Here is a 22,517-nt window from a genome sequence, read left to right on the forward strand (position 1 = left end):
TTGCCCTTGTCGATCCCCTTTGACGCGACCAGTTTCGCGCAATCCTTAAGCGGCGCTGTGGCTGAACTGGACCGCGCCGCGGCCTACGGTCAGGCGATCGCGCCTGACATAGATCGCATTTACTTTGTGGCTCCTGGCGCTCCCAACCGCATCATGCAAGGGATGCGGTACTGGATCGAAACCTTAAGTAAGAAGCTGGAGGTTCGGTGCTATTACCCGGCTGAGTTTATGGCCATGAACCCGCCGCGTCTTGATGAGCGAACCTTGGTCATCATGGCATCAAAGTCTGGAAAAACACTGGAATCCGTCGCGGCGGCTCAGTTTCTTCAGGACATGCCCTGTCGGAAACTTGTCATTACACAGGCGGCTGACAGGCCGATTGCGCACTATATTGAGACACGGTTTCTCCTGGGTGAGACTCACGAGCCATTCTACGGCGTTTTCATGATTCTGCAGGCGCTTATAGGCGGCGTACTGGCCGGCGCGGAGGGCTGGCCGAATCTGTCGTGTTTGGTCGCCTCCTTAAAAGCCTTACCCGCGGTGCTGGCGAGTACGGTGGTTCAACAAGACGCGCGCGCCGCGAAGGAAGCGGAAGCCTACAAGGACGATCGGGTCATGTACCTTTTGGGGGCAGGCCCTGTTTTTACCATGACCTATTATGTGGGCGTCTGCATCCTGCAGGAAAGTCAGTGGATGCACTGTATCCCCGTCGAGGCGGCCGAATTCTTCCACGGCCCTTTCGAGGCCATAGATGAATCCGTTCCGGTGATCCTCATGCTGGGAGAAGACGCGAGCCGGCCCCTGACCGAACGGGCATTGACCTTCTGCCAGCGTTTTACCCCACGGACGATTGTGTATGATTCCCGTGATCTGCCTATGCCGGGTATTGATCCGATCGTCAGGCCGATGCTGGCCCCCTATGTGCTCGGCATTGCCGTCGAACGCGTCGCAGCGCATCTGGCGCAATGGCATAAGCAGCCGCTGAGCACGACACGCTATATGGGCAAGCTTTCATATTGAGCTCCACAGAAAGCTTGTAGAGGCATTGAATACGGCAGTTTAGATACTATTGGCGGCCAAGGCCCCGAATATGCGTATGTGCTCCTAAAGCGGTGTTCCGCAAGGCCGGTGACAGATAAGACAAAGAAAATCCTACATAAGCCAAGAAAGACGTGGCTCAGAAATGACTGAATGTCGAGCCACCTGAGATAGCGGGCAGGTGCCGTCGAGTGCGATGAATGCCTCAGGCGCGAGATTGGCACCTTCCGTATCGGCCTCATCGTTTGTTCCGAACTGCAGGCCTGAGGCGAGAGGGGGTATGTCCTTCATAGCCTTACCCTTTTTGAGCGGCGGCCTTCGTTCCTTTCTTAGCAAAGATCAGGGCCGCGGGTGCCACTGGGCTTAAAAAAGACGCCTCTTTTTATATCGCCCCGGCCTTGACCTGCTTTACGGCATAGTCAGCGGCGCGTGCCGTGAAGGCCATGAAGGTCAGTGACGGGTTGACGCAACTGGTCGAAGACAGCGCCGAGCCGTCGGTGACAAAGACATTCTGGGCGTCGTGGAGCTGGTTCCACTTGTTCGTCACCGAGGTGCGCGGGTCCTTGCCCATGCAGGCGCCCCCCATCTCGTGGATCGAATTGCCCGGAATATGCGGCCTTTCCTCGGCATAGATATCGACAAGTCCTGCGGCCTTCATCATTTTTTCGCCCTGAACCTTGGCGTCGGTCATCATCTTGCGCTCATTGTCACGGTAGGTGACGTTAAACAGCGCCTGCGGCACACCAAAGCGATCAACCTTGTCGGGATGAAGCGTGATGGTGTTGTCGAGATAGGGCAGGCACTCACCAAAAACATTGAAGCCGACCGACCAGGCGCCATATTTACGCAAACCTTCCTTCATGCTCGCGCCGAAACCGGTGGCGTTGGCGACGTCGCGATGACCGCCGCCCTGGGAGCCATAGCCGCGCACGAAATCCGCGTCCGGATCCTGACCATCCAGATTGCGGAAGCGCGGAATATAGATACCGGAGGGTTTGCGGCCATATTCGATCAGGTCGGCATGGACGCCCTGTGGCAGATTGCCCGAAAACAAGGTCAGCATGGGGTGGTCCATGATGTAACGCCCAAGCGTACCGCTGGCATTGGCAAAGCTTTTGTCGCTGCCTTCAAGCTTCGAGTTGAGCAGGATCTGGTTCGACGCCATGGCCGAGGCGCACAGGAAAACGATGCGCGAGCGATAGGTTTTCGCCACCTTGGTGTTGGCGTCGATGGTGCGCACGCCGGTGGCCTTCTTGGTTTTCGGATCGTATTCGAGTGAGGTCACCACCTGATCGGCCAGCAGGGTCAGGTTGTTGGTGGCGCGGGCGGCGGGCAGGGTGACGGCCTGGGTCGAGAAATAGGCGCCGAACGAGCAGCCGCGGTTACATTGCGAGCGGCTCTGGCAGCGTGACCGACCCTGTTCGGGCTTGTCCTCGGTCATGTTGGCGGTGCGGATCGGGATGACCTTACGACCGGGAATGGCCTTTTCGAGGCGTTCCTTGACATAGATTTCTGCGACATTGAGCGGGTGCGGCGGCTGGAATTCGCCATCGGGCAGGTGCGTCAGGCCTTCTTTTGAGCCGGCGATACCGGCATAGGCTTCGACATAAGAATACCACGGCGCGATGTCGTCGTAGCGGATCGGCCAGTCGACACCGTGACCGTCCTGACCGTTGGCGGTAAAATCCTGCGGGCCAAAACGCAAAGAAACCCGCCCCCACGTCACCGACTTGCCACCGACGATCCCAGGCCGCACCCAGCGGAATTCCGGGCCATCCTTCATGGCGTAGGGGTTCAGGCGGTCATTGTTCATAAAGTCCTTGACCGCCGTCTGGCCAGCACCGCCGTAGCGCGATGCATAGTAGTCGCTCTCGGTCAGGGCAGGGGGTGTGTCGCCGCGATAGGGTTGCTCCCATGCACCGGTGCCCTCAAAAGGATAGTCCGTGCCGTGTTCGACCATGCGGCCACGATCGAGCATAAGAACCTTCATGCCCTTTTCGGTCAGTTCCTTGGCGGCCCAGCCACCGGAGACGCCGGAACCGATAACGATGGCGTCGAATTCATAATCAGACATGGGAGGCCTCTTAGGACGAAAAGACGCGGTTGACGTCGGCATAGGGATACGCACCGTCATAACGGCCGGGCACCGGCAGATAGATGCGCTCGATGGTGCAGCCGATCTCGGAGCTGTAATAGCCAAAGATCACCAGTTGCCTCAGGTGCTCAAACGAATCCGCCGGCGCACCGGTCAGTTGCTTCTCCATGGCCAGGGTCAGGATGGCGTCCTGTTGAACGGCTGTGGCGCTAGCAAACGGCTTGCCGTAGGTGGTCTTGGCGAAGCTATCCATCGCGGTAAGGCCGCCCATCACCAGGTCGCGTTCGTCCTGCCAGTACCATTCCGACAGCATCATTTCGATGAAGGCCGGCACACCGGCGGCGATGGCGCCGGGTGTATCCGTGGTGGGGATAATGCGCTCGGAAACCGCCGCGGTCAGCTTGCGCTGATCATCGCTCATATAGGGCTTTTCCATTGTGTAACCGGGGTCCATGCCGGCCTGCATGGCACGGGCCATGGGGGCGATCACCACGCCGCCGACCATGGCGACGATGCCGGCCAGAAGACTTCTGCGGTCAAGATGGGGACTATGATCGTGAGCCATGATCTCTACTCCTCAGAGGGCGCCAGTTTGCGCACCCAGATGTTGCGATAGGATACTGGTGTGCCGTGGTCCTGCAGGGTGAAGGGCAGGGCATCGGCGTGCGGATGATAGGTGGCGAGCGTCTTCCAGTCGGTCTTGCCAAGGATTGCCTGGTGGTTCTGCGTCAGGATGCCATTGTGCAGCACGGTGACATAGGCAGGCTTGGTGACCTTGCCGGAAGCGTCGAAATGCGGGCGCTCGAAAATGATATCGTAGGTTTGCCATTCGCCGGGCTTGCGCGACGCATTCACCAGCGGCGGCTTCCAGGCATAGATGGCGGAGGCCTGCCCGTCGGCATAGGTGAGGTTCTCGTAGGAATCGAGCACCTGAACCTCATACTGACCCATGAGGATAACACCGGAATTACCACGGTTCTGCGAGGTGCCGCTCACCACGGCGGGCGAACGGAATTCTATATGCAATTGAATGTCGCCGAAGCTGTCCTTCGTGGTCAGGCTGCCGTCGCCATGCTGGCCCTCGCGCTTTGGCACGGTCATGGCGCCATCGGCCAGGATCCAGTCGGCCGGCTTACCGTTGCTCATTTTAAAGGCGTTAAGGTCGCTACCATCGAAGAGCACTATGGCATCAGAAGGCGCATCGGACGCGTTTTTGCCGGGCGCAACGATGGCCGGATGCGGACGAGCCGGATCATGGACGTGCCATTTGCCGCCGGGCAGCCGGGGGGTGTCGGTAAAGCCCAGATCCCCGGCCTGTGTCATCGCTGGTGCAAGCGACAGTACGAACAAACTCGTGGCTACTGTGAAACGTCTCATCCTGCCTACCCTGTATTTTTTTACCATGTGTGAGAGAACGTCTTTTGCGCCCACGGCCTCACTTTCAAAATGGGTAACACGATCTGAAATCGATTACAATGGCCTCTCGCCAACTTCCTTGCGGCTGGCCGGAAACCCTTTAAAGGGGGTACTTTAAGATGCTGGGTGGCCGCATATGATAAAGTGACATCCATCTGTTAGTGCATCGAAAAACAGTGTAGAGAGGCTGAAGGCGTGGTTCTCATGCCATCTCCGGACCCGTCTTTGATCTGCATGCAACGCCCGGCCACATCTTGGTTGTCACGCCTTTGGGCCTTCACCGCCTTGCTCTGCACGGTGGCGATTCTCAATGCCAGCTTTGCGTCGGCGCAATCGAGTCTGTTTATTATGGAGCATCAGGCCAAGGGCGACGTCAAACTGGCCGATGGCGGCTGGATATCGACCTGTGACGGTTCGCAAGCTTCATGCGTTGGCCATATAGACGCGCCGGATGTGCATGATGCGGCCGATATGATGGACCTCAATCACCACCACCATTTTAATGAAAATCCTTCCGGCACGCTCAATGATATGGATGTGGCCGTGCCTTTTCCCGCGGTCGCGTCTGTCACTCTGCGCCCTGATGTGACGAAAAACCTTGCCGGTCAGTTTCCGGCCTCCATCGACCAGCCTCCGCGTGGTCTGAGCCGCATTTAAATGCACCTGCGCCTATGGGCGCGCTCAGAAACATAGCGAGAGATTTCAATGACTTTCCCGAGATTGCGCCCTGGTGGCGCAAAGACGACGGCCCTGCGTGTCGCAGGCCTTTCCCTGGTTTGGGCGATATCCGCCCTTGCCCTTCAGGCAGAAACCCTGCCGCTTTCGGTGGCCATGACCCGCGCGGCCACCGCCGATCCTTCCCTGTCCGCTCAGGCTCAGCGCCTGCGTGGGGCCGGGGGCAGCCTTCTTCAGGCAGGCGTGAAGCCAAATCCGCGCCTTGATCTTCAGGTCGAGAACCTGTTGGGCTCGCAGCCCTATGGCGGTATCGACCGGACTGAAACCACGCTGACCTACCAGCAGACGCTTGAGCGTGGCGAGAAGCGGCAGGCCCGCATCGGGGTGGTCCGTGCCGAGCGTGATCTGATCATCGCCAATAGCCGCATCAGGTCCCTTGACCTGATGACCGAGGTTCAGGGCTTGTGGATCGAGGCAATGGTCGCAGAGGCCGAAGCGGGTTTGGCGCAGGACAGGCTGACCCTGTCCCGTCAGGCGCAAACTGAGGTCACGCGGCGGGTGAAGGCCGCGCGCGATCCTTTGTTTGCCGGCTCTTTGGCGGATAGCGATGTGGCGCAGGCGCAGATTGCCGTCGATCAGGCCAGGCAGAAGGTCGATGCGCTCAAGGCGCAACTCGCGGCCTACTGGAATGGCCCGGTCGATTTTGACCTTGATCCGGCGTGGCTGGAAGACCTGAGCGCGGCCGGCGCCACACCAACGGTGATGGAGACGCCGGAGATCGAGCGCTTGCGGGTGCAACAGCGCATAGCGACGGCGCAGGTAGCGCTGGAAACATCAAAGCGCGCACAGGACCCGACCGTTGAGGCCGGTGTACGCCATTTTAAAGCTGATGGCGCGGTGGCTTTTGTCGTCGGTGGCTCGATCCCGCTTGGTCGCTATGATACCAATCAGGGCGCCGTCGTCCGGTCTCAGGCCGAGGCCGAGGCAGCGGCAACCGATATCGAGATGAGCGAACGCATCCGGTTACGTGAGATCGCCGCCATCTCACCGAGGCTTGTCAGCTATGACGAAGAGGTGCGGCGGATTGATGCCGAGGTGATTCCGCAAGCACAACGCGCGGTTACGCAGGTGCGTGAGGGTTTCGCGCGGGGTGGCTTTAGCTACCGCGATGTCGTCAGCGCGCAGGACGCCCTGATCGGCATCAAAACGCGCCGTCTCTTCGTTCTTAAAACCTTTCAAATGGAACGCGCCCGCCGTGAGCAACTGGCCGGCCAGTGGGTTCCTCTCATTCCTGTTCAGGATGCCAAATAATGTACAAATCACATCTTATAAACCGCCGCTTCTGGCTGGCGGGTGCCGCTGCGCTGGCACTTAGCGCTTGTAGTAAAAATGAAAAGGACGAACACGGTCGTGCCGAAGCCGGGGAGGCCGCCAAGGGACCGCACGGCGGGCGTCTGCTGGAAGACGGCAACTTCTCGCTTGAAGTCACCATTTTTGAGGGGGGCGTTGAGCCTGAGTTCCGCTTTTACCCATATCTGAAATCGAAGCCGCTCGATCCGAAATCGGTGACGGTCGCAACGAGCCTGACGCGGCTGGGCGGCAAGGTCGACAGCTTCACCTTTGCCCCCGGTGGCGATTTTTTGCGCGGGCAGGGTGTGGTGCGCGAACCGCATTCGTTCGATGTCGCCATCAAGGCCACGCACGAGGGCAAGGTTTCGACCTGGACCTATGCTTCCTATGAGGGCCGAACAACGATTGCGCCGGACGCAGCGGTCAGCGCTGGCATCCAGACCGAAGCGGCGGGGGCTGCCATCCTGGCGGAGCGTATCGACATGTCGGGTCGTATCGAGATCACGCCCGAGGGCAGGAGCGAGGTGCGCGCCTGGTATCCTGGTCGCATCGTCTCGATGAACGGCGAGCTGGGGCAGGCAGTGCGCAAAGGACAGGTGCTGGCGCGCGTCGAATTCGAGCGAAAGCCTGCAAACCTATGCCATTCCGGCGCCCATCTCCGGCGTCATCATGGAAAAGAACGCCAATGTCGGTGGCGTGGCCTATGACAGCCCGCTCTATGTCGTCGCCGATCCCAATGCCTTGCACGCCGAGTTCTTCGTCTTCCCGCGTGATGCCGAGAAAATCCGGGTGGGCCAGGAGGTCGAGGTACGCAGCCTCGATGGTCAGACCAGACTGACGGCCAAGGTCGAGGCGCTTCTCCCCAATGCCGACCCAACCACCCAGACCCTGATGGCGCACGTCCATCTGCCGGCGGGCGCCTCTGCCAGTTTCCGCTCAGGTCTCGGTGTTGAGGGCAGTTTCGTTGTGGGTTCGCAAGGCGTGCCACTGGCCGTCCGCACTGAAGCCATCCAGCGCTTCCGCGATTTCCAAGTGGTGTTCGCCAGGGTCGGCAACACCTACGAGGTACGGATGCTCAAACTGGGCCGTCAGACGCCGGAATGGACCGAAGTTCTGGGCGGCCTCGCACCCGGTGAGGTCTATGTCACCAAGGGGGCCTTCCTCATTCGCGCGGACATCGAGAAGTCCGGCGCGAGCCACGATCACTAGGGGGCTCAGATGTTAGAAAAAATCATCCTACAATCGATCCGCCATCGCTGGATCGTCCTCATCATCGTCGTGGCGCTGAGTGCGCTTGGCATCTATAATTTCCAGCGCCTGCCGATCGACGCGGTGCCGGATATCACCAATGTGCAGGTCCAGATCAATACCGAAGCCGCCGGCTATTCGCCGCTTGAGGCCGAACAGCGCATCACTTACCCGATCGAGACGGCGATCTCCGGCCTGCCGGGGCTTGACTATACCCGCTCGATTTCGCGCTATGGCCTGAGCCAGGTCACGGTCGCCTTCAAGGACGGCACCGACATCTATTTTGCCCGTCAGCTCGTCAATGAGCGCGTGCAATCGGCCAAAAGCCAGTTGCCGGAAGGGACGGAGCCAACGCTTGGGCCGATCTCGACCGGCCTTGGCGAAATCTTCATGTACACGGTCGAGGCCAAACCCGGCGCGGTCAAGGCTGACGGCACGGCGTGGACGTCCGAAGATCTGCGCACCCTGCAGGACTGGGTCGTCAAGCCGCAGCTTCGCAACACGCCGGGCGTCACCGAGGTCAACACCATCGGCGGTTTTGAGCGCCAGTATCACGTCACACCGCTGCCGGAGCGCCTGTCGGCCTATGGCCTGACCATGACGGATGTCATCACGGCGCTGGAAGGCAACAACGCCAACCGCGGCGCGGGCTATGTCGAAAAGGCCGGTGAACAATATCTGGTGCGTGTACCCGGACAGGCGGCCACCATCGCCCACCTGTCGTCGATCGTCGTCCAGACGAGCGCAGGCGTACCCATTCGCGTGGCGGATGTCGCTGATGTGGCGCTGGGCGAAGAACTGCGCACCGGGGCGGCAACGCAGGACGGTAAGGAAGTCGTGCTCGGCACCGTCTTCATGCTGATCGGCGAGAACAGCCGCACCGTCGCCGAAGCTGTGGCCAAGCGGCTGGAGGTCGCCAACAAGGCGTTGCCTTCGGGCGTACGGGCGGTCGCGGTCTATGACCGGACCGATCTGGTCGAGCGCACGATCAAAACGGTTGAGAAAAACCTGATCGAAGGCGCGCTGCTCGTGATCGTCATCCTCTTCCTGCTGCTCGGCAATTTCCGCGCCGCCATTATCACGGCCCTGGTCATTCCGGTCGCGATGCTGATGACCATCACCGGCATGGTCGAAAACAAGGTGTCGGGCAATCTGATGAGCCTGGGCGCGCTCGATTTTGGCCTGATCGTCGATGGTGCGGTGATCATCATCGAGAACTGCCTGCGCCGTTTCGCCGAGGCGCAGGCAGGCCTTGGCCGGCTTCTGACGAGGGAGGAGCGCTTCAGTCTTGCGGCAAGGGCCAGCGATGAGGTGATCAAGCCCAGCCTGTTTGGCGTGTTGATCATCACCATCGTCTATGTGCCGATCTTCGCCCTGCAGGGTGTCGAGGGCAAGATGTTCCACCCGATGGCCTTTACGGTCGTCACCGCCCTGACCGCGGCGCTGGTCCTCTCCCTGACCTTCGTGCCGGCCATGGTGGCCATGTTCATCACCGGCAAGGTGCAGGAAAAGGAAAGCGGGTTCATGCGTGGCGCGCGCAGGCTCTATGAGCCGGCCCTGCAAAAGGCGCTTGTCTCCCGCCGTCTGGTCATGGGTCTGGCGCTTGGCCTTGTGGTCGTCTCCGGTTTTCTGGCCACGCGTCTCGGGGCGGAGTTCATCCCCAATCTCGATGAAGGCGACGTGGCGTTGCATGCCCTGCGTATCCCTGGCACCAGCCTCACTCAAGCCGTGAAGATGCAGTCAGCTCTGGAAGCACGCCTGAAAGGCTTCCCCGAAGTCGATCGCGTGTTCGCCAAGCTGGGCACGGCGGAGGTCGCCACCGACCCGATGCCGCCGTCGGTCGCCGATACCTTTGTCATGCTGAAGGACCGCAAAGCCTGGCCCAACCCGAAGGAGCCCAAGGACGAACTGGTGGCGAGGCTTCAGGCGGCGGTCGAGCAAATTCCCGGCAATAATTACGAGTTCACACAACCGATCCAGATGCGCTTTAACGAGCTCATCTCCGGCGTGCGCTCGGATGTGGCGGTGAAGATCTTCGGTGATGACCTCGATCAACTGCTGGCCAGTGGAGAGGCGGTTCAGGAGATCATGGAAAAGATACCGGGCGCCCAGGATGTGAAGGTCGAGCAGGTGACGGGTCTGCCGGTGCTTCAGGTGACGCCCAATCGCGCCGCCATGGCGCGTCTGGGACTGAACGTCTCCGATCTTCAGGACGTGGTCGCCACCTCGCTTGGCGGCACGGAAGCCGGGCAGATATTCGAAGGTGACCGGCGTTTCGATGTCGTTGTGCGTTTGCCGGAACATATCCGCTCGAACATCGACGACATCGGCCGTCTGCGGGTGCCTCTGCATGGGGAGGCCGGCATGACGGGTTTTGTGCCTCTGTCGGAGGTCGCCACCATCGAGACCGTTGTCGGGCCGAACCAGATCAGTCGCGAAGACGGCAAGCGCCGGGTCGTCGTCACCGCCAATGTGCGTGGCAGCGATCTCGGGTCTTTTGTCACCCGGCTGCGCACGCAGGTCGATCAGGAGGTGAAGCTGCCCGAGGGCTACTGGGTCAGCTTCGGCGGTACCTTCGAGCAACTGACCTCGGCGACGCAGCGCCTCCAGATCGTGGTGCCGCTCGCGCTTGTGCTGATCATAGGGCTTTTGTTCCTGCTGTTTGGCAATATCAAGGACGCCCTGATCGTCTTCAGTGGCGTGCCTCTGGCGCTGACCGGCGGGGTGATCGCCCTGGCGCTTCGTGGGATACCGCTCTCGATCTCCGCCGGCGTCGGGTTTATCGCGCTATCTGGCGTGGCTGTGCTCAATGGTGTGGTGATGGTGACCTTTATCCGGTCGCTCCTGAGTGAAGGCAGGTCACTGGATGCCGCTATCTATGAGGGGGCCCTGACGCGTCTCCGGCCCGTCCTCATGACGGCCCTGGTGGCGTCACTGGGTTTCGTGCCCATGGCGTTCAATGTCGGCGCCGGCTCGGAGGTTCAGCGTCCGCTGGCGACCGTGGTGATTGGCGGGATCATGTCATCGACCCTGCTGACCCTCCTGGTGCTGCCGGTGCTGTATCGTCTGGTGCATGGACGCAGGCCACGTAAGATGGCGCCAGCCCCTTAGGCATTAAGTTAGGAACGGGGCGCGGTCGTGCTTTCGCGCACAATCAGTTCGTGGCCGAGCGTAATATTGACGCGCTCGGTCACGCCCTCGTCCATAATGCCGATCAGAAGCTCGACCGTCTTGCGGCCGATATCGCGCATCGGCTGACGCACCGTGGTCAGCGAAGGCGTGCCAAAGCGCGCCAGCCGCACATCGTCGAAGCCGATGATCGACATATCGGCCGGACACGCCAGACCCGCAGAGCGAATAGCGTGGAGCGCACCAAAGGCCATGTCATCCGAGAAGCAGAAGATGGCGGTGGGGCGCGGCGTCAGGGCGATGAGCGCAGAGGCCATGTCGGCGCCCGACTCGATGGAGTAGTCACCGTTGACCACCTGAAGTTCGCCGTCGTGGCCATGGGCATTGGCGCTGTCATGCACGCCTTGCAGACGGTCGCGGCTGATCGGGCTGCCCATGTCGCCGGTAATAATGCCGATGTGGCGGTGTCCGAGGCCATAGAGATAGTCCATGACGTCCTGCGCGGCGCGGGCGTTGTCGATATGGACCGACGACACGCCGAGATCATCGCTGAATTCGCAGCCATTGACGACCGGTGCCGCAGCACCTTGTCGGGCGATCAGGCCTTGCAGCGACGCAGGCAGGGTGTGGCCGAGGAAGATCATGCCGTCGGCTTCCTTGCGGCGCAAAAGACCGGCATAGGCGTCTTCGCTGTCGCCGCGAAACCCGACATCGCCGAGCAGAACGGTATAGCCGGCGGCCTGGGCGGCTTCTTCAACGCCGCGGATAATATTGGCGAAGAAGGCGTTGGCGATATTGGGCACGGTGACGATGATGCGCTTGGTTTTCAGCGTACGCAAAGACTTGGCCATCTGGTTGGGCTCGTAGCCCAGTTGCCCGACCGCCTGCATCACCTTGTCAAAAACACCGGATGAGACGTGTTCATAACCATTCAGCGCACGGGATACCGTCGCGGTGGAGACGCCAGCGAGTTTTGCGACATCCTGAATGGTGGACATGAGGTGCTTTCGTAAGGTGCGCCCTTATGGCGCTCTCTCCTTGTCTCATAGGACTTAAGGGCCTGGTTTGCCAAGCAAAATTGATCCACTTGATCGGCTATAGATGAGCTTTGAAGTTAAAAGCGTTCAAAGCCACCTTCCGTAAGGTTAGAAATTAGCTCACAAAATGAAACATAAGTGTTACGTGAGTTTACAAATACGGTATCCGATTTAACTTGAATCTTATTGCGCCGCACAATATATTGAGGGTGTTCGGCGCTTCGGCGCTGATGCCCTTCCTGGGCGTTTCCTCCCTGTAAACTTGGCCGCGCTGTTTAGCGCGGCTTTTTTTTTGGTGCGCCCGGCAGGGCGCATCTGCTTAGGGGTGTAAGTCCCCCGCTCACCCGGCAAGGGGAAGAGTTAGCTAGAGGCAAGTGCGTTTCGGGTGACTGGACGTGCGAAGGAAGCCCGAGGCAAAACGCTGGCCTGACGAACAGGAAGCGGATACGAGGCGACGCGTCGGGGTGAGGCATCCAAAAAGGCCAAAGCCCAGTACTTGCACGGACGACGCGGCGTATATCCGACAGGCATAAGCGCGAAGGCAGATGTGTCATACCCGGGGAGATCTCGCCTCACGCCTGAAAGGGCGACATCGCAAGATGGAGCGAGAAGTCAGCCGAGGTCATAGTAGGTGCGTTAATAGTACCGAAGGGCCGAACACGAGAGACCGTGATTAGGATAGGCGACCTCGATGATAGTCGATGATGCAGAAGCCCAGGCAACTGGGACCACACACTCAACGGCGGGACGGAATCCCGAAAGAGGGCGGCGTGGCGCGGAGGTTATTGCGGCGGCGTCCGAGCAAACGAAAACGGAAGGACCACGGTTAATGGAGGCCGTGGTGGAACGCAGCAACCTGTGGGCCGCGTACCAGAAAGTCATCCGAAACGGCGGTGCACCTGGGGTCGATGGCCTCACGGTGGACGCCCTTAAAGGCTGGCTGAAGATACACTGGCCGACAGTGAAAGCGGCCTTGCTGAACGGACGCTACATGCCGGCGTCGGTACGCGCAGTGGACATACCCAAGCCCTCGGGTGGAGTGCGAACACTGGGCATCCCGACGGTGTTGGACCGGCTCATTCAGCAGGCATTGCTTCGAGTTCATCCAACCCATCGTCGAACCGACATTCTCCGACTCGAGCTACGGCTTCCGGCCGGGGCGAAGTGCACACCAAGCCGTCAGCACCGCGAAGCACTATGTGCAACAAGGCCTGACTTGGGTAGTGGACATCGATCTGGAGAAATTCTTCGACCGCGTGAACCACGACATCCTGATGTCGCGTATCGCTCGGTTCGTCGACGACGAGCGGGTGCTCAAACTAATCCGCCGCTATCTAGAAGCGGGTCTTATGCGTGACGGAGTGGAAGAGGTGCGGAGCACGGGAACGCCGCAAGGCGGACCGTTGTCGCCCTGCCTCTCAAACATCCTTCTCACAGACTGGGACCGCGAACTGGAACGGCGGGGACTCGTCTTCTGTCGTTACGCTGACGACTGCAATATCTACGTCCGAAGCGAAACCGCAGGGCGGCGCGTCCTGGCGCGTATGACAGCATTCCTTAGGGATCGCCTGAAGTTACGCGTAAACGAAGCCAAAAGCGCGTGTGGCAGGGCTTGGGAACGAAAGTTCCTCCGGTACACCTTCACGCGCTTCCGGGAGAAGGTGCGGCTGCGTTTCGCCCGCGAGAGTGAGGCCCGGTTGCGAAACCGTATCCGTGAACTCATGCGCATGGGGCGAGGTCGCCGCATTGACCGTGTCATCGAAACGCTGAACCCGTTGCTTCGAGGATAGGCGGTCTACTTCAAACTCAGTGAGAGCAAGGAAGCTTGGACGACGCTCGACGGGTGGGTTCGCCGTCGGTTGCGCTGTATAATCTGGAAACAGGCAAAAACACGCGACCGACGAACCCACCTCCTGCGCAAAGCAGGCCTAGACGAGGCAAGGGCATGGCACTCCGGTCATAACGGCCAAGGGCCGTGGTGGAACTCCGGGGCCCCGCACATGAACCAGGCCTACCCAAAAGCCTTCTTTGGAAAACTTGGACTATTTGCCATGACACCGGCCGTCCAAGACTTCCAGCGTCACTCGTGAACCGCCGTATGCGGAACCGCACGTACGGTGGTGTGGAAGGGGGCCGGGAAACCGGCTCCCTATCCGATCCTCAAGCGCCAACAGATTTGTGTGGGCTTGCGCGTTGCGCTCTCTTTGAACTTGGCTAAGGTGTGGCCAGCAAAAAAACGGAGTGCGCCATGGACAGACGAAAACTGCTGCAATCGGGACTGGCGACGGCCGGACTTATCGGTCTGGCCAACGGTGCGCGGGGGCAGGGGATCATGTTGCCGCGCATCCGGGTGTCGCCCGCCGATGTTTTCCGCACCACGGTCTGCCTGCGCCCTTTCCGGGCGGCGGGCCCAAGGTTAGAGAGCGAAGAGGTCGGCCGCAAGATCGTGGTGCATAACTATGGTCATGGCGGCAGCGGCTGGTCTTTATCCTGGGGCTCGGCCGACGTGGCGGTGCGCCTGGCCATGCAAAGTTCGCCGCGCAAAGTTGCCGTGATTGGCGCGGGCGCGCTTGGCCTGACGGCGGCGATCACCGCTCAGCGCGCCGGCGCCGAGGTCACCATCTATGCCCGTGAACGTTTTCCCTTTGTGCGTTCGGCGCGTGCCACCGGAAGCTGGACGCCTGATTCACGTATCGCCAAGGCAGATGCCGCCGCGCCCGATTTCGGCGATCGCTGGGAACGCATGGCGCGCACGGCCCTGACCATGCACCAGGCGTTTGTCGGGCTGGCCGGCAATCCGGTCGAATGGCTCGACAATTATATCCTGCGCGATCCGCCCGTGGATAGGCCCTCCGCTGCCGAAGACGTCGACCCGGGCTTTCTCTATCTCGAAGATCGCCTGCGTGATGTTTCGCCGCATTACAGCATGGTGCCGCCGGGCGAGCATCCGTTCTCGGTCAGCAATGTCCGGCGCGGCGCGCACATGACCTTTAATGTGGCCGATTACAGCCATCAACTTGAGAGTGATTTCCTGCTGGCCGGCGGCCGCTTCGTGCAAGCCGAATTCCATGCGCCGTCTGATCTGTCAAAGCTGAGGGAAAAGGTCATTATCAACTGCACCGGCTATGGGGCCAGAGCACTGTGGAAGGACGAGACGGTCGTGCCGGTGCGCGGCCAGATCGTCTGGCTGGTGCCGCAAGAGGGTGTGCATTACGGCGCCTATTACAATTCTATGCTCGTGCTTGCGCGTCGGGACGGCATTGTGGTGCAGGAGGTCGGGCCGAACGAGACCTTCGGATGGAACGACGACAACGAGACGCCCGATCCGGTGGCAGCGCAAGCGGCGCTGGAGAAGCTCAAAACCTTCTATGCAGCAGGGTAACGCGCCCCATCGCCTTGTAAGAGGCTGCCATTTTCGCTAGGGAACAGCTTTTGTTCCTGTGAAAGGGGCTCGTCATGCGCCGCCTTCTCTTTAATGCCCTGTTTCTGCTCGCTATCGCCGTCTTCCTGACGCTTGGCGTTTGGCAGGTGCAGCGCCTGGTGTGGAAAACCAACCTGATCGCCGAGGTCGATGCGCGCGTCCATGCGCCGGTGGTATCGATTGCGCCAACCGAGTGGCCGCAGCTGACAAAAAAAAACGATGAGTACCGCCACGTCACCTTGGCGGGTCAGTTTCTCAACGACAAGGAAGCGCAAGTTTATGCCCTCAGCGAGCTGGGCGCGGGCTACTGGGTGATGACGCCGCTCAAGGCCGATGACGGCACGATCGTCTATATCAATCGTGGCTTTGTGCCGACCGATCATCAAGCGCCGGCGACACGACTGGAAGGCCAGGTGAGGGGGCAGGTGACAGTGACCGGCCTGCTTCGCATGTCGGAGAATAAGGGATGGCTGTTGTCGCAGGCCAATGATCCGGCGAGCGATCGCTGGTATCGCCGTGATGTGCTTGAGTTGGCAAACGGACGCAGGCTTGGAACGGTGGCGCCCTACTTTATCGATGCCGACGCCACGCCCAATCCGGGTGGCTGGCCAAAGGGCGGCATGACCGTAATCAAATTCCCCAATAGCCATCTGGTCTATGCCCTGACCTGGTTTTCGCTGGCGGCTATGCTGGCAGGGGGCATGGTCTGGCTCCGATGGTTTCGCAAGCCGGACGCCGAGGCATAACAAAAACGGCCGGCGGATCGCTCCGACGGCCGTTCTGCTTTGCGATCACAGGGCTCGCTCTAAACCCTGGACGTCTCAAACTGGAAAGATCTTGTCAAACCCGTGAGGTCTGACCGTGGGGCAAGGCGTTGACCCAGCGCTCCAGCGCATCATCCATATGGCCAAGCACCGCCAAGTGCAGGCGCTTGAACGGATGGCCGGCCAGGGTCAGGAAGATCTGAAACATGCCGTATTGCGGTGCAGGGGTCAGGGCCTCAAGCACGTCCGACTTGCGGATGACGGCATCGACGATCAGGCCGTTATACACCAGGCGATCTTCATGCAGGGTCAGCTTGCAGCGCCATAGCATCGGAGCGCCAAAGAGGGCGGCCGCAATGGGAATCATGCTGAGTAGGATGCCGGCGAACTGGGCGGCGACACCATCCATACGGGCGTAGGACTGTATCGCACCGGTAACGCCGATGGCGATCAGGGCAAATGCGGCCATTACCAGGAAGGTTTTGAAAACCGGCCCGAACTGATAGACTTGCGGGTAGGTCTTGGTCGTTTCCATGCTTTTATACTCCGGGTCAAATAATTTTAACGCCTGCGTCAATTTAGCTCATGCTATCGCTAAAAGCAGATATTGCAACGGTTTTTTCGCCCTTAACCTTACAAAAAACTGATCACAAAAACGTAAAGATCCATGAGGTTGCGATTTTACGGGCCCGCCCTCGCTCTTGGATACCGATGTTTTTTAACGCATGTGCAAAAATTATTGTGTGCTCGTGCGACAATATGACACTTGCCAGTTCCGTGAAAATCCTGTTTAGGCCTGTGAAACTTCTGAAAAAAATTGCGCGAGTACGCTTTAACTCCTTTGTGTGGTTTAGGATTTTTTCCTGTTGTGTAAATTGGACTCTCACTCGGTGCCTATGACATCTCACGTCTCTCAACACGGAGGCGTGCCATCGCCGTCTTCGCTGCAGCGCAATATAAAGCGTGTCGTCCTGCTCGGTGGTCTGGCCGCAGCAGCCCTCATGCTATCCGGTTGTAACATGGTTGTGATGGACCCTAAGGGGCCCATCGGGATGCAGGAAAAAGACCTCATCATTCTGGCCGTGCTGCTCATGCTCATTCCGGTCTTGCCGGTGATATTCATGACCTTCTGGTTTGCCTGGCGTTATCGCGCCTCCAACAAGAAGGCGACCTACGCACCGGATTTTGAGCATTCCAATCGTATTGAAGCCGTTGTCTGGGCCGTGCCGACGCTCATCATTATTGCCCTTGGTTCTGTGACGTGGATTTCGACCCACGAACTCGACCCTCGTGCACCGCTGGCGCATGTCAGCCAACCCAATGTCAAGCCCATTGAAGTCGAAGTGGTGTCGCTGGACTGGAAGTGGCTGTTTATCTACCCGGAATATAATATAGCGACCGTCAACGAGCTGGCCGTGCCGGTCGGCACGCCCGTGCATTTCAAGCTGACCTCTGCCACGGTCATGAACTCCTTCTTCATCCCGCAGCTTGGTTCCCAGATCTACACCATGACCGGGATGGAAACTCAGCTTAACCTGCGCGCTGATCACACGGGGGTATACGAAGGTATTTCAGCCAACTACAGCGGCCATGGTTTCGCCGGCATGAAGTTCAGCGCCGTCGCCCTCAATGATGCTGATTTCAAGGCTTGGGTGGCGAAAGCGCAGGCCGCGCCGGCGCCGCTCGATGCGGCGGCCTACGCGCAACTCGCCAAGCCAGGCATGGAATTCAAGCCGACCTATTATGCCACGGTTGAGCCGATGCTCTTCCACAAGGTGCTCAACAACTGCACCGACGGCAAGATGTGCCGTGAAGACGCCATGAACATGGCGATGATGAAGAACATCGCGCCGGACGCCGAAATCTGCAAACCCGGCGAAGAGCCTAAAAAAATCAACAAGACCTTTGCGCCGCAAACGCCTGTATCCAAGACGCAATCCGTTACGACTCAATCTGTCAAGACACAGGCCGTTGCCGTCACCGCATCGCCCACAGCGATCAAGAGCTAGTATCACATGTTAACGCACGCAGAACCTGCCGCGCACGCGGCCTCCACGGCGGACGTTTCGCCGCTCGTAGCTTTCCTCTTCGGCAAGCTGCGCCTTGATTCGATTCCGTGGCATGAACCCATCATCATGATCGCCGGCGGCGGCATGGTGGGCGCCGCCGTCCTGGTGGTGGCGCTCGTCACCTATTTCAAACAGTGGAAATACCTCTGGACCGAATGGCTCACGAGCGTGGACCACAAGAAGATCGGCGCGATGTACATCATCCTGGCGCTGATCATGCTGCTGCGCGGTTTTGCCGACGCGCTCCTCATGCGCACCCAGCAGGCCCTGGCGTCGAATGGCGGCGCGGGCTACCTGCCGCCGGATCACTTCGACCAGATCTTCTCGGCCCACGGCGTCATCATGATCTTCTTTATGGCCATGCCGTTCGTCATCGGTCTCATGAACGTCGTCATGCCGCTGCAAATCGGTGCGCGCGACGTTGCCTTCCCTTATCTCAACAGCATGAGCTTCTGGCTGACCGCAGCCGGCGCCATCCTGATCAACGTCTCGCTGGTCGTCGGCGAGTTCTCGCACGCCGGCTGGCTGGCCTATCCGCCCTTGTCTGAGATAGAGTTCTCGCCGGGCGTTGGCACCGACTACTATATATGGGCGTTGCAGATATCCGGCCTTGGCACGCTGCTCTCCGGGGTCAATCTGATCACCACCATCTTTAAGATGCGCGCGCCGGGCATGACCCTGATGCGTATGCCAGTCTTCACCTGGACCACGCTCGTCGCCAATATGCTGATCGTCGCGGCCTTCCCGATCCTGACCGTCACCCTGGCCATGCTGGGCGCCGACCGTTATCTTGGCATGCACTTCTTTACCAATGACGGCGGCGGCAACGCCATGATGTACGTCAACCTGATCTGGGCCTGGGGCCACCCCGAAGTCTATATCCTCATCCTGCCGGCCTTTGGCGTGTTTTCTGAAGTCGTCGCCACCTTCTCGCGCAAGCGTCTGTTTGGTTATGACGGCATGGTCTACGCCACCATGGCCATCGGCGTCCTGTCGTTTATCGTCTGGCTGCACCACTTCTTCACGATGGGGGCAGGGGCCAACGTCAACGCGTTCTTCGGCATCACCACGATGATCATCTCGATCCCGACGGGCGTGAAGATCTTCAACTGGCTGTTTACGATGTACCGTGGCCGCATTCGCCTCGAACTGCCGATGCTGTGGACGCTCGGCTTCATCATCACCTTCGTCATCGGCGGCATGACCGGCGTTCTGCTGGCCGTCCCTGGCGCCGACTATGTGCTGCACAACTCGGTCTTCCTGATCGCCCACTTCCATAACGTCATCATCGGCGGCGTGGTCTTCGGCTGCATCGCCGGCCTGAACTACTGGTTCCCCAAGACCTTCGGCTTCAAGCTGCATGTCGGTATTGGTAAGGTGTCGTTCTGGTGCTGGCTGGTCGGTTTCTATATCGCCTTCCTGCCACTCTATGCGCTCGGCCTGATGGGTATGACCCGCCGCCTCGACTTCATGAACAATCCGGTCTGGCATATCTATCTGATCGTGGCCCTGTGTGGCGCCCTTCTGATCTTCGTCGGCATCATCGCCCAAGTCGTCCAGATCGTCTATTCCATCTGGAAGCAGGACGAACTGCGCGACCTGACGGGCGATCCCTGGGGTGGCCGCACACTGGAATGGGCGACGTCGTCGCCGCCGCCGTTCTATAACTTCGCCGTCGTACCGAAGGTTGGCAATCACGATGCCTTCTGGGACGCCAAGCAAACCGGAACCGCCTATGTGCAGCCGAAAAGCTATGAGCCGATCCACATGCCGCACAATACCTATAGCGGCTTCCTGATCGGTATTGTCAGCGTCGGCCTGGGTTTTGGTCTCGTCTGGCACATCTGGTGGATGGCGGGCGGCGCCTTGCTGGTCATGATTGGCCTTGGCATTGCCCACACCTTCAATGAAAACCGCGACTATTATGTGCCGGCCGAAAAGGTCAAGGCCATCGAGGACGCGCACTTCGCCAATCTCAAGCTGGCGGGCCAACCTGTAAAGGCGGGAAAATAAGATGAGCAAACCAGCCAACCCCGTCGATCATTACGAAAATCAGATCGATTCCGCCTACGACCACAATCCGAACGATGCCCACCACGCCGGTGATCATCATGATGAAGGTCCCAAAGTCACCTTAGGCTTCTGGATCTATCTGATGAGCGACTGCATCCTGTTCGCGTCGATTTTTGCGGGCTATGCGGTTCTGAAAGACGCAACCGCCGGCGGCCCCAATGGCCGCGAACTGTTCGACCTCAGCTATGTGGCGATCGAAACGGCGCTGCTTTTGATCTCGTCGCTTACCTACGGCATGGCCATGATCAGCATGGAAGCCAATAAGCTGAAGGGCGTCATCGGCTGGCTGGCCATGACCGCCCTGTGTGGTCTTGGCTTTATGGGCATGGAAATCTATGAGTTCGCGCACCTGATCCATGAAGGCGCAGGTCCGGACCGCTCCGCCTTCCTGTCGGCCTTCTTTACCCTGGTCGGCACCCATGGTCTGCACGTCACGTCCGGCCTGATCTGGATGGGCGCCATGTTCGTCCACCTGTTCAAGCGCGGCCTGACCCCCGCCAACCGTATCCGCCTGATGACGCTGAGCCTGTTCTGGCACTTCCTCGACATCATCTGGATTGGTGTCTTCACGATCGTCTATCTGATGGGAGCCGCATAATGAGCACGCCCAATACTGCCAAGCCGAAGACGCCGAAGGCGCCCCACACTAAGCCGGTCGATATCGATCAGAGCCATGCCGAGGTGGCGCACAACGACGCCCACCACGACACGGCCGGTCACGGCACGGTCAAGTCCTATCTGATCGGCTTTATCCTGTCGGTCATCCTGACGGCGATCCCGTTTGGTCTGACCATGGCGCACATGCTGCCGGCCTCAAGCCTTATACCGGTCGTCGTCGCGATCGGCGTGGTGCAGATTATGGTGCACCTCTACTTCTTCCTGCACATGAACACCTCATCGAGCCAGATGTGGAACAATGCAGCCTTCGTCTTTACGGTGCTAATCGTTGGCATCCTGATCGTTGGATCGCTGTGGGTCATGTACCACCTGAACACCAATATGATGCCCGGTATGATGCCCGTGGAATAGTCCACCGTGTCATGGCTCAATCTACCCAACGGCGGTCTTCCCTGCGAAGACCGCCGTTTTTCATGTCGGTTAGGCGTGGAAAGTCAGATTGACAGATATAAATTATTGTTTTACGATAATTTATAGAGAGTAATTAGGGGGTCGTGATGATCAATGCTGGCGCCATGATGCATAAGTCGCTTCAAGATGTGCGAGAAGGCGGAGTTTCAGCGCTGACGCGACTTATGAGCATAGCTTCGGCGACAGCAGCCGTGATCGTAGCGCTCTATGCAATCTTGATGGTTACCCTGGGCACGATTTCCATGGCGACGGGGCCCGTCAACTGGTCCTTTGGTGTTGAAACAAGTGGCGGCCATTTTACGACCTCACCGCCGGTCGAGAAGCGCTTGGATATGACGTGTCCGGAACTCTCAAAAAAGACGGGCGCAGACTTTTCGAAATGCGCATGGCTGCCGCAAACATCGGGCGCCGACGAGATCGCCACGGCGAACAAAGCGAAGAAAACGTTTGGGACTTGGTTCAACGCTGCGATCCGGCCCGTCTTTTGGAGCCTCCCCGTCTTCCTTTTGGCGTGGGGTCTTATAGAGGCTTCCCGCTGCCTGAGCAGCCTCGCGCAAGGTAGGTATTTCAATGCCGCTACCACCCGCCATATGCGTAATTTCGCGATCACCGGCCTTCTGTACGTACTCTTAACGCCTTGCATGCCGGCGCTCGCAACCGCATTTTCTACTGCCGTTACCTGGCTTAATGTCCTGATTGTCAGGGCCTGGCAACCAAGCCACGCCTTTGCTTTCTCTATGCCCTACTATTTTGAAGCCAATGCGGCTGTTGTCGGTATCAAGACATTCTCTGGTTTTCTGATCTGGCTTTATGCCTTTACGCTCACCGTCATCGCCACTGTGATGGCCAAGGCGTCGAAGATTGTCGACGACCATGCCGAGATCATTTGATGCCAATCCGCGTTGTCCTTAATGTCATGATGGCCGAGCGTAATGTGAAATCGAAAGATCTTGCCGCCTATCTGGGTATTACCGAAGCAAATCTATCCCTTCTCAAGCAAGGCAAGGTCAAGGGTGTCCGGTTTGAGACGCTTGAGCGCATATGCGACTACCTTGACTGCCAGCCCGGGGATATCCTGCGCCGGGAAAAACCGCCGCAGCCCTAAAGAATACA

Annotated in this window: 17 protein-coding genes and 2 pseudogenes; 14 read left to right on the forward strand and 5 right to left on the reverse strand. The window is 59.2% G+C overall.

The features are described from left to right. Positions 1–57 precede the first annotated feature (57 nt). A complete protein-coding gene (locus tag ABQ278_RS17410) occupies positions 58–1,020 on the forward strand; it encodes an SIS domain-containing protein (protein ID WP_349322300.1) in 963 nt (320 codons plus the stop codon). A 400-nt stretch (positions 1,021–1,420) separates the two neighbouring features. Here the strand turns inward: ABQ278_RS17410 and ABQ278_RS17415 are convergent, their stop codons facing one another. Genes ABQ278_RS17415 through ABQ278_RS17425 form a run of 3 tightly spaced genes read right to left on the reverse strand, consistent with a single transcriptional unit; the run spans position 1,421 to position 4,510 of the window. After that, on the reverse strand, positions 1,421–3,112 hold the full coding sequence (locus ABQ278_RS17415; protein ID WP_349322301.1) for a GMC family oxidoreductase: 1,692 nt from the start codon (positions 3,110–3,112) through the stop codon (positions 1,421–1,423). Positions 3,113–3,122: 10 nt separating this feature from the next. Then, complete coding sequence (locus tag ABQ278_RS17420; protein WP_349322302.1) at positions 3,123–3,698, reverse strand: gluconate 2-dehydrogenase subunit 3 family protein; 576 nt, start codon at positions 3,696–3,698, stop codon at positions 3,123–3,125. Positions 3,699–3,703: 5 nt separating this feature from the next. Next, positions 3,704–4,510: a DUF1080 domain-containing protein gene (locus tag ABQ278_RS17425; RefSeq protein ID WP_349322303.1), complete on the reverse strand. Its 807-nt coding sequence runs from the start codon at positions 4,508–4,510 to the stop codon at positions 3,704–3,706. Between the two features lie 243 nt (positions 4,511–4,753). On the opposite strand from ABQ278_RS17425, the gene ABQ278_RS17430 reads away from it, so the two are divergent. The 4 genes and pseudogenes from ABQ278_RS17430 to ABQ278_RS17445 all read left to right on the forward strand — a co-directional run bounded on the left by ABQ278_RS17430 (position 4,754) and on the right by ABQ278_RS17445 (position 10,933). Beyond that, positions 4,754–5,206, forward strand: a complete 453-nt coding sequence (locus ABQ278_RS17430; protein ID WP_349322304.1) for a hypothetical protein — start codon at positions 4,754–4,756, stop codon at positions 5,204–5,206. A gap of 48 nt (positions 5,207–5,254) precedes the next feature. Beyond that, entirely contained in the window at positions 5,255–6,535 is a 1,281-nt protein-coding gene (locus tag ABQ278_RS17435; protein WP_349322305.1) for a TolC family protein, read from the forward strand. After that, positions 6,535–7,783, forward strand: a pseudogene (locus tag ABQ278_RS17440) (HlyD family efflux transporter periplasmic adaptor subunit). Before ABQ278_RS17435 ends, ABQ278_RS17440 begins: the two are co-directional and overlap by 1 nt. A gap of 9 nt (positions 7,784–7,792) precedes the next feature. After that, positions 7,793–10,933, forward strand: coding sequence for a CusA/CzcA family heavy metal efflux RND transporter (locus tag ABQ278_RS17445; RefSeq protein WP_349322306.1), 3,141 nt, complete (start codon positions 7,793–7,795; stop codon positions 10,931–10,933). 8 nt (positions 10,934–10,941) lie between these two features. Here ABQ278_RS17445 and ABQ278_RS17450 read toward each other — a convergent pair whose 3' ends face one another. Further along, the gene (locus ABQ278_RS17450) at positions 10,942–11,949 is read right to left on the reverse strand and encodes a LacI family DNA-binding transcriptional regulator (protein ID WP_349322307.1); all 1,008 of its coding nucleotides are present in this window, start codon (positions 11,947–11,949) and stop codon (positions 10,942–10,944) included. Between the two features lie 730 nt (positions 11,950–12,679). Here ABQ278_RS17450 and ltrA point away from each other — a divergent pair. The 3 genes and pseudogenes from ltrA to ABQ278_RS17465 all read left to right on the forward strand — a co-directional run bounded on the left by ltrA (position 12,680) and on the right by ABQ278_RS17465 (position 16,155). Beyond that, positions 12,680–14,078: pseudogene (ltrA, locus tag ABQ278_RS17455) on the forward strand (group II intron reverse transcriptase/maturase). Between the two features lie 158 nt (positions 14,079–14,236). Continuing rightward, a complete protein-coding gene (locus tag ABQ278_RS17460; RefSeq protein WP_349322308.1) occupies positions 14,237–15,370 on the forward strand; it encodes an FAD-dependent oxidoreductase in 1,134 nt (377 codons plus the stop codon). Positions 15,371–15,444: 74 nt separating this feature from the next. Further along, positions 15,445–16,155 (forward strand): SURF1 family protein, encoded by a 711-nt coding sequence (locus ABQ278_RS17465; protein ID WP_349322309.1) that lies wholly within the window; start codon positions 15,445–15,447, stop codon positions 16,153–16,155. A 94-nt stretch (positions 16,156–16,249) separates the two neighbouring features. Here the strand turns inward: ABQ278_RS17465 and ABQ278_RS17470 are convergent, their stop codons facing one another. Further along, positions 16,250–16,708, reverse strand: coding sequence for a hypothetical protein (locus tag ABQ278_RS17470; protein WP_349322310.1), 459 nt, complete (start codon positions 16,706–16,708; stop codon positions 16,250–16,252). A 391-nt stretch (positions 16,709–17,099) separates the two neighbouring features. Here ABQ278_RS17470 and cyoA point away from each other — a divergent pair, with 391 nt between their 5' ends. The 6 genes from cyoA to ABQ278_RS17500 all read left to right on the forward strand — a co-directional run bounded on the left by cyoA (position 17,100) and on the right by ABQ278_RS17500 (position 22,509). After that, the gene (gene cyoA, locus ABQ278_RS17475) at positions 17,100–18,182 is read left to right on the forward strand and encodes a ubiquinol oxidase subunit II (RefSeq protein WP_349322311.1); all 1,083 of its coding nucleotides are present in this window, start codon (positions 17,100–17,102) and stop codon (positions 18,180–18,182) included. A 6-nt stretch (positions 18,183–18,188) separates the two neighbouring features. Continuing rightward, complete coding sequence (gene cyoB / locus ABQ278_RS17480) at positions 18,189–20,255, forward strand: cytochrome o ubiquinol oxidase subunit I (protein ID WP_349322312.1); 2,067 nt, start codon at positions 18,189–18,191, stop codon at positions 20,253–20,255. Between the two features lies 1 nt (position 20,256). Next, positions 20,257–20,913: a cytochrome o ubiquinol oxidase subunit III gene (gene cyoC / locus ABQ278_RS17485; protein WP_349322313.1), complete on the forward strand. Its 657-nt coding sequence runs from the start codon at positions 20,257–20,259 to the stop codon at positions 20,911–20,913. Further along, positions 20,913–21,344 carry a cytochrome o ubiquinol oxidase subunit IV gene (cyoD, locus tag ABQ278_RS17490; protein WP_349322314.1) on the forward strand — a complete coding sequence of 144 codons (432 nt, stop codon included), beginning with the start codon at positions 20,913–20,915 and terminating at the stop codon, positions 21,342–21,344. The genes cyoC and cyoD overlap by 1 nt, the downstream gene beginning before the upstream one ends. Positions 21,345–21,490: 146 nt before the next feature. Next, on the forward strand, positions 21,491–22,294 hold the full coding sequence (locus ABQ278_RS17495; RefSeq protein WP_349322315.1) for a hypothetical protein: 804 nt from the start codon (positions 21,491–21,493) through the stop codon (positions 22,292–22,294). Beyond that, complete coding sequence (locus ABQ278_RS17500; protein WP_349322316.1) at positions 22,294–22,509, forward strand: helix-turn-helix transcriptional regulator; 216 nt, start codon at positions 22,294–22,296, stop codon at positions 22,507–22,509. Before ABQ278_RS17495 ends, ABQ278_RS17500 begins: the two co-directional genes overlap by 1 nt. The last annotated feature ends 8 nt before the right edge of the window (positions 22,510–22,517 follow it).

The organism is Asticcacaulis sp. MM231, from assembly GCF_964186625.1.
In the GTDB taxonomy this organism is placed as follows: Bacteria; Pseudomonadota; Alphaproteobacteria; order Caulobacterales; family Caulobacteraceae; genus Asticcacaulis.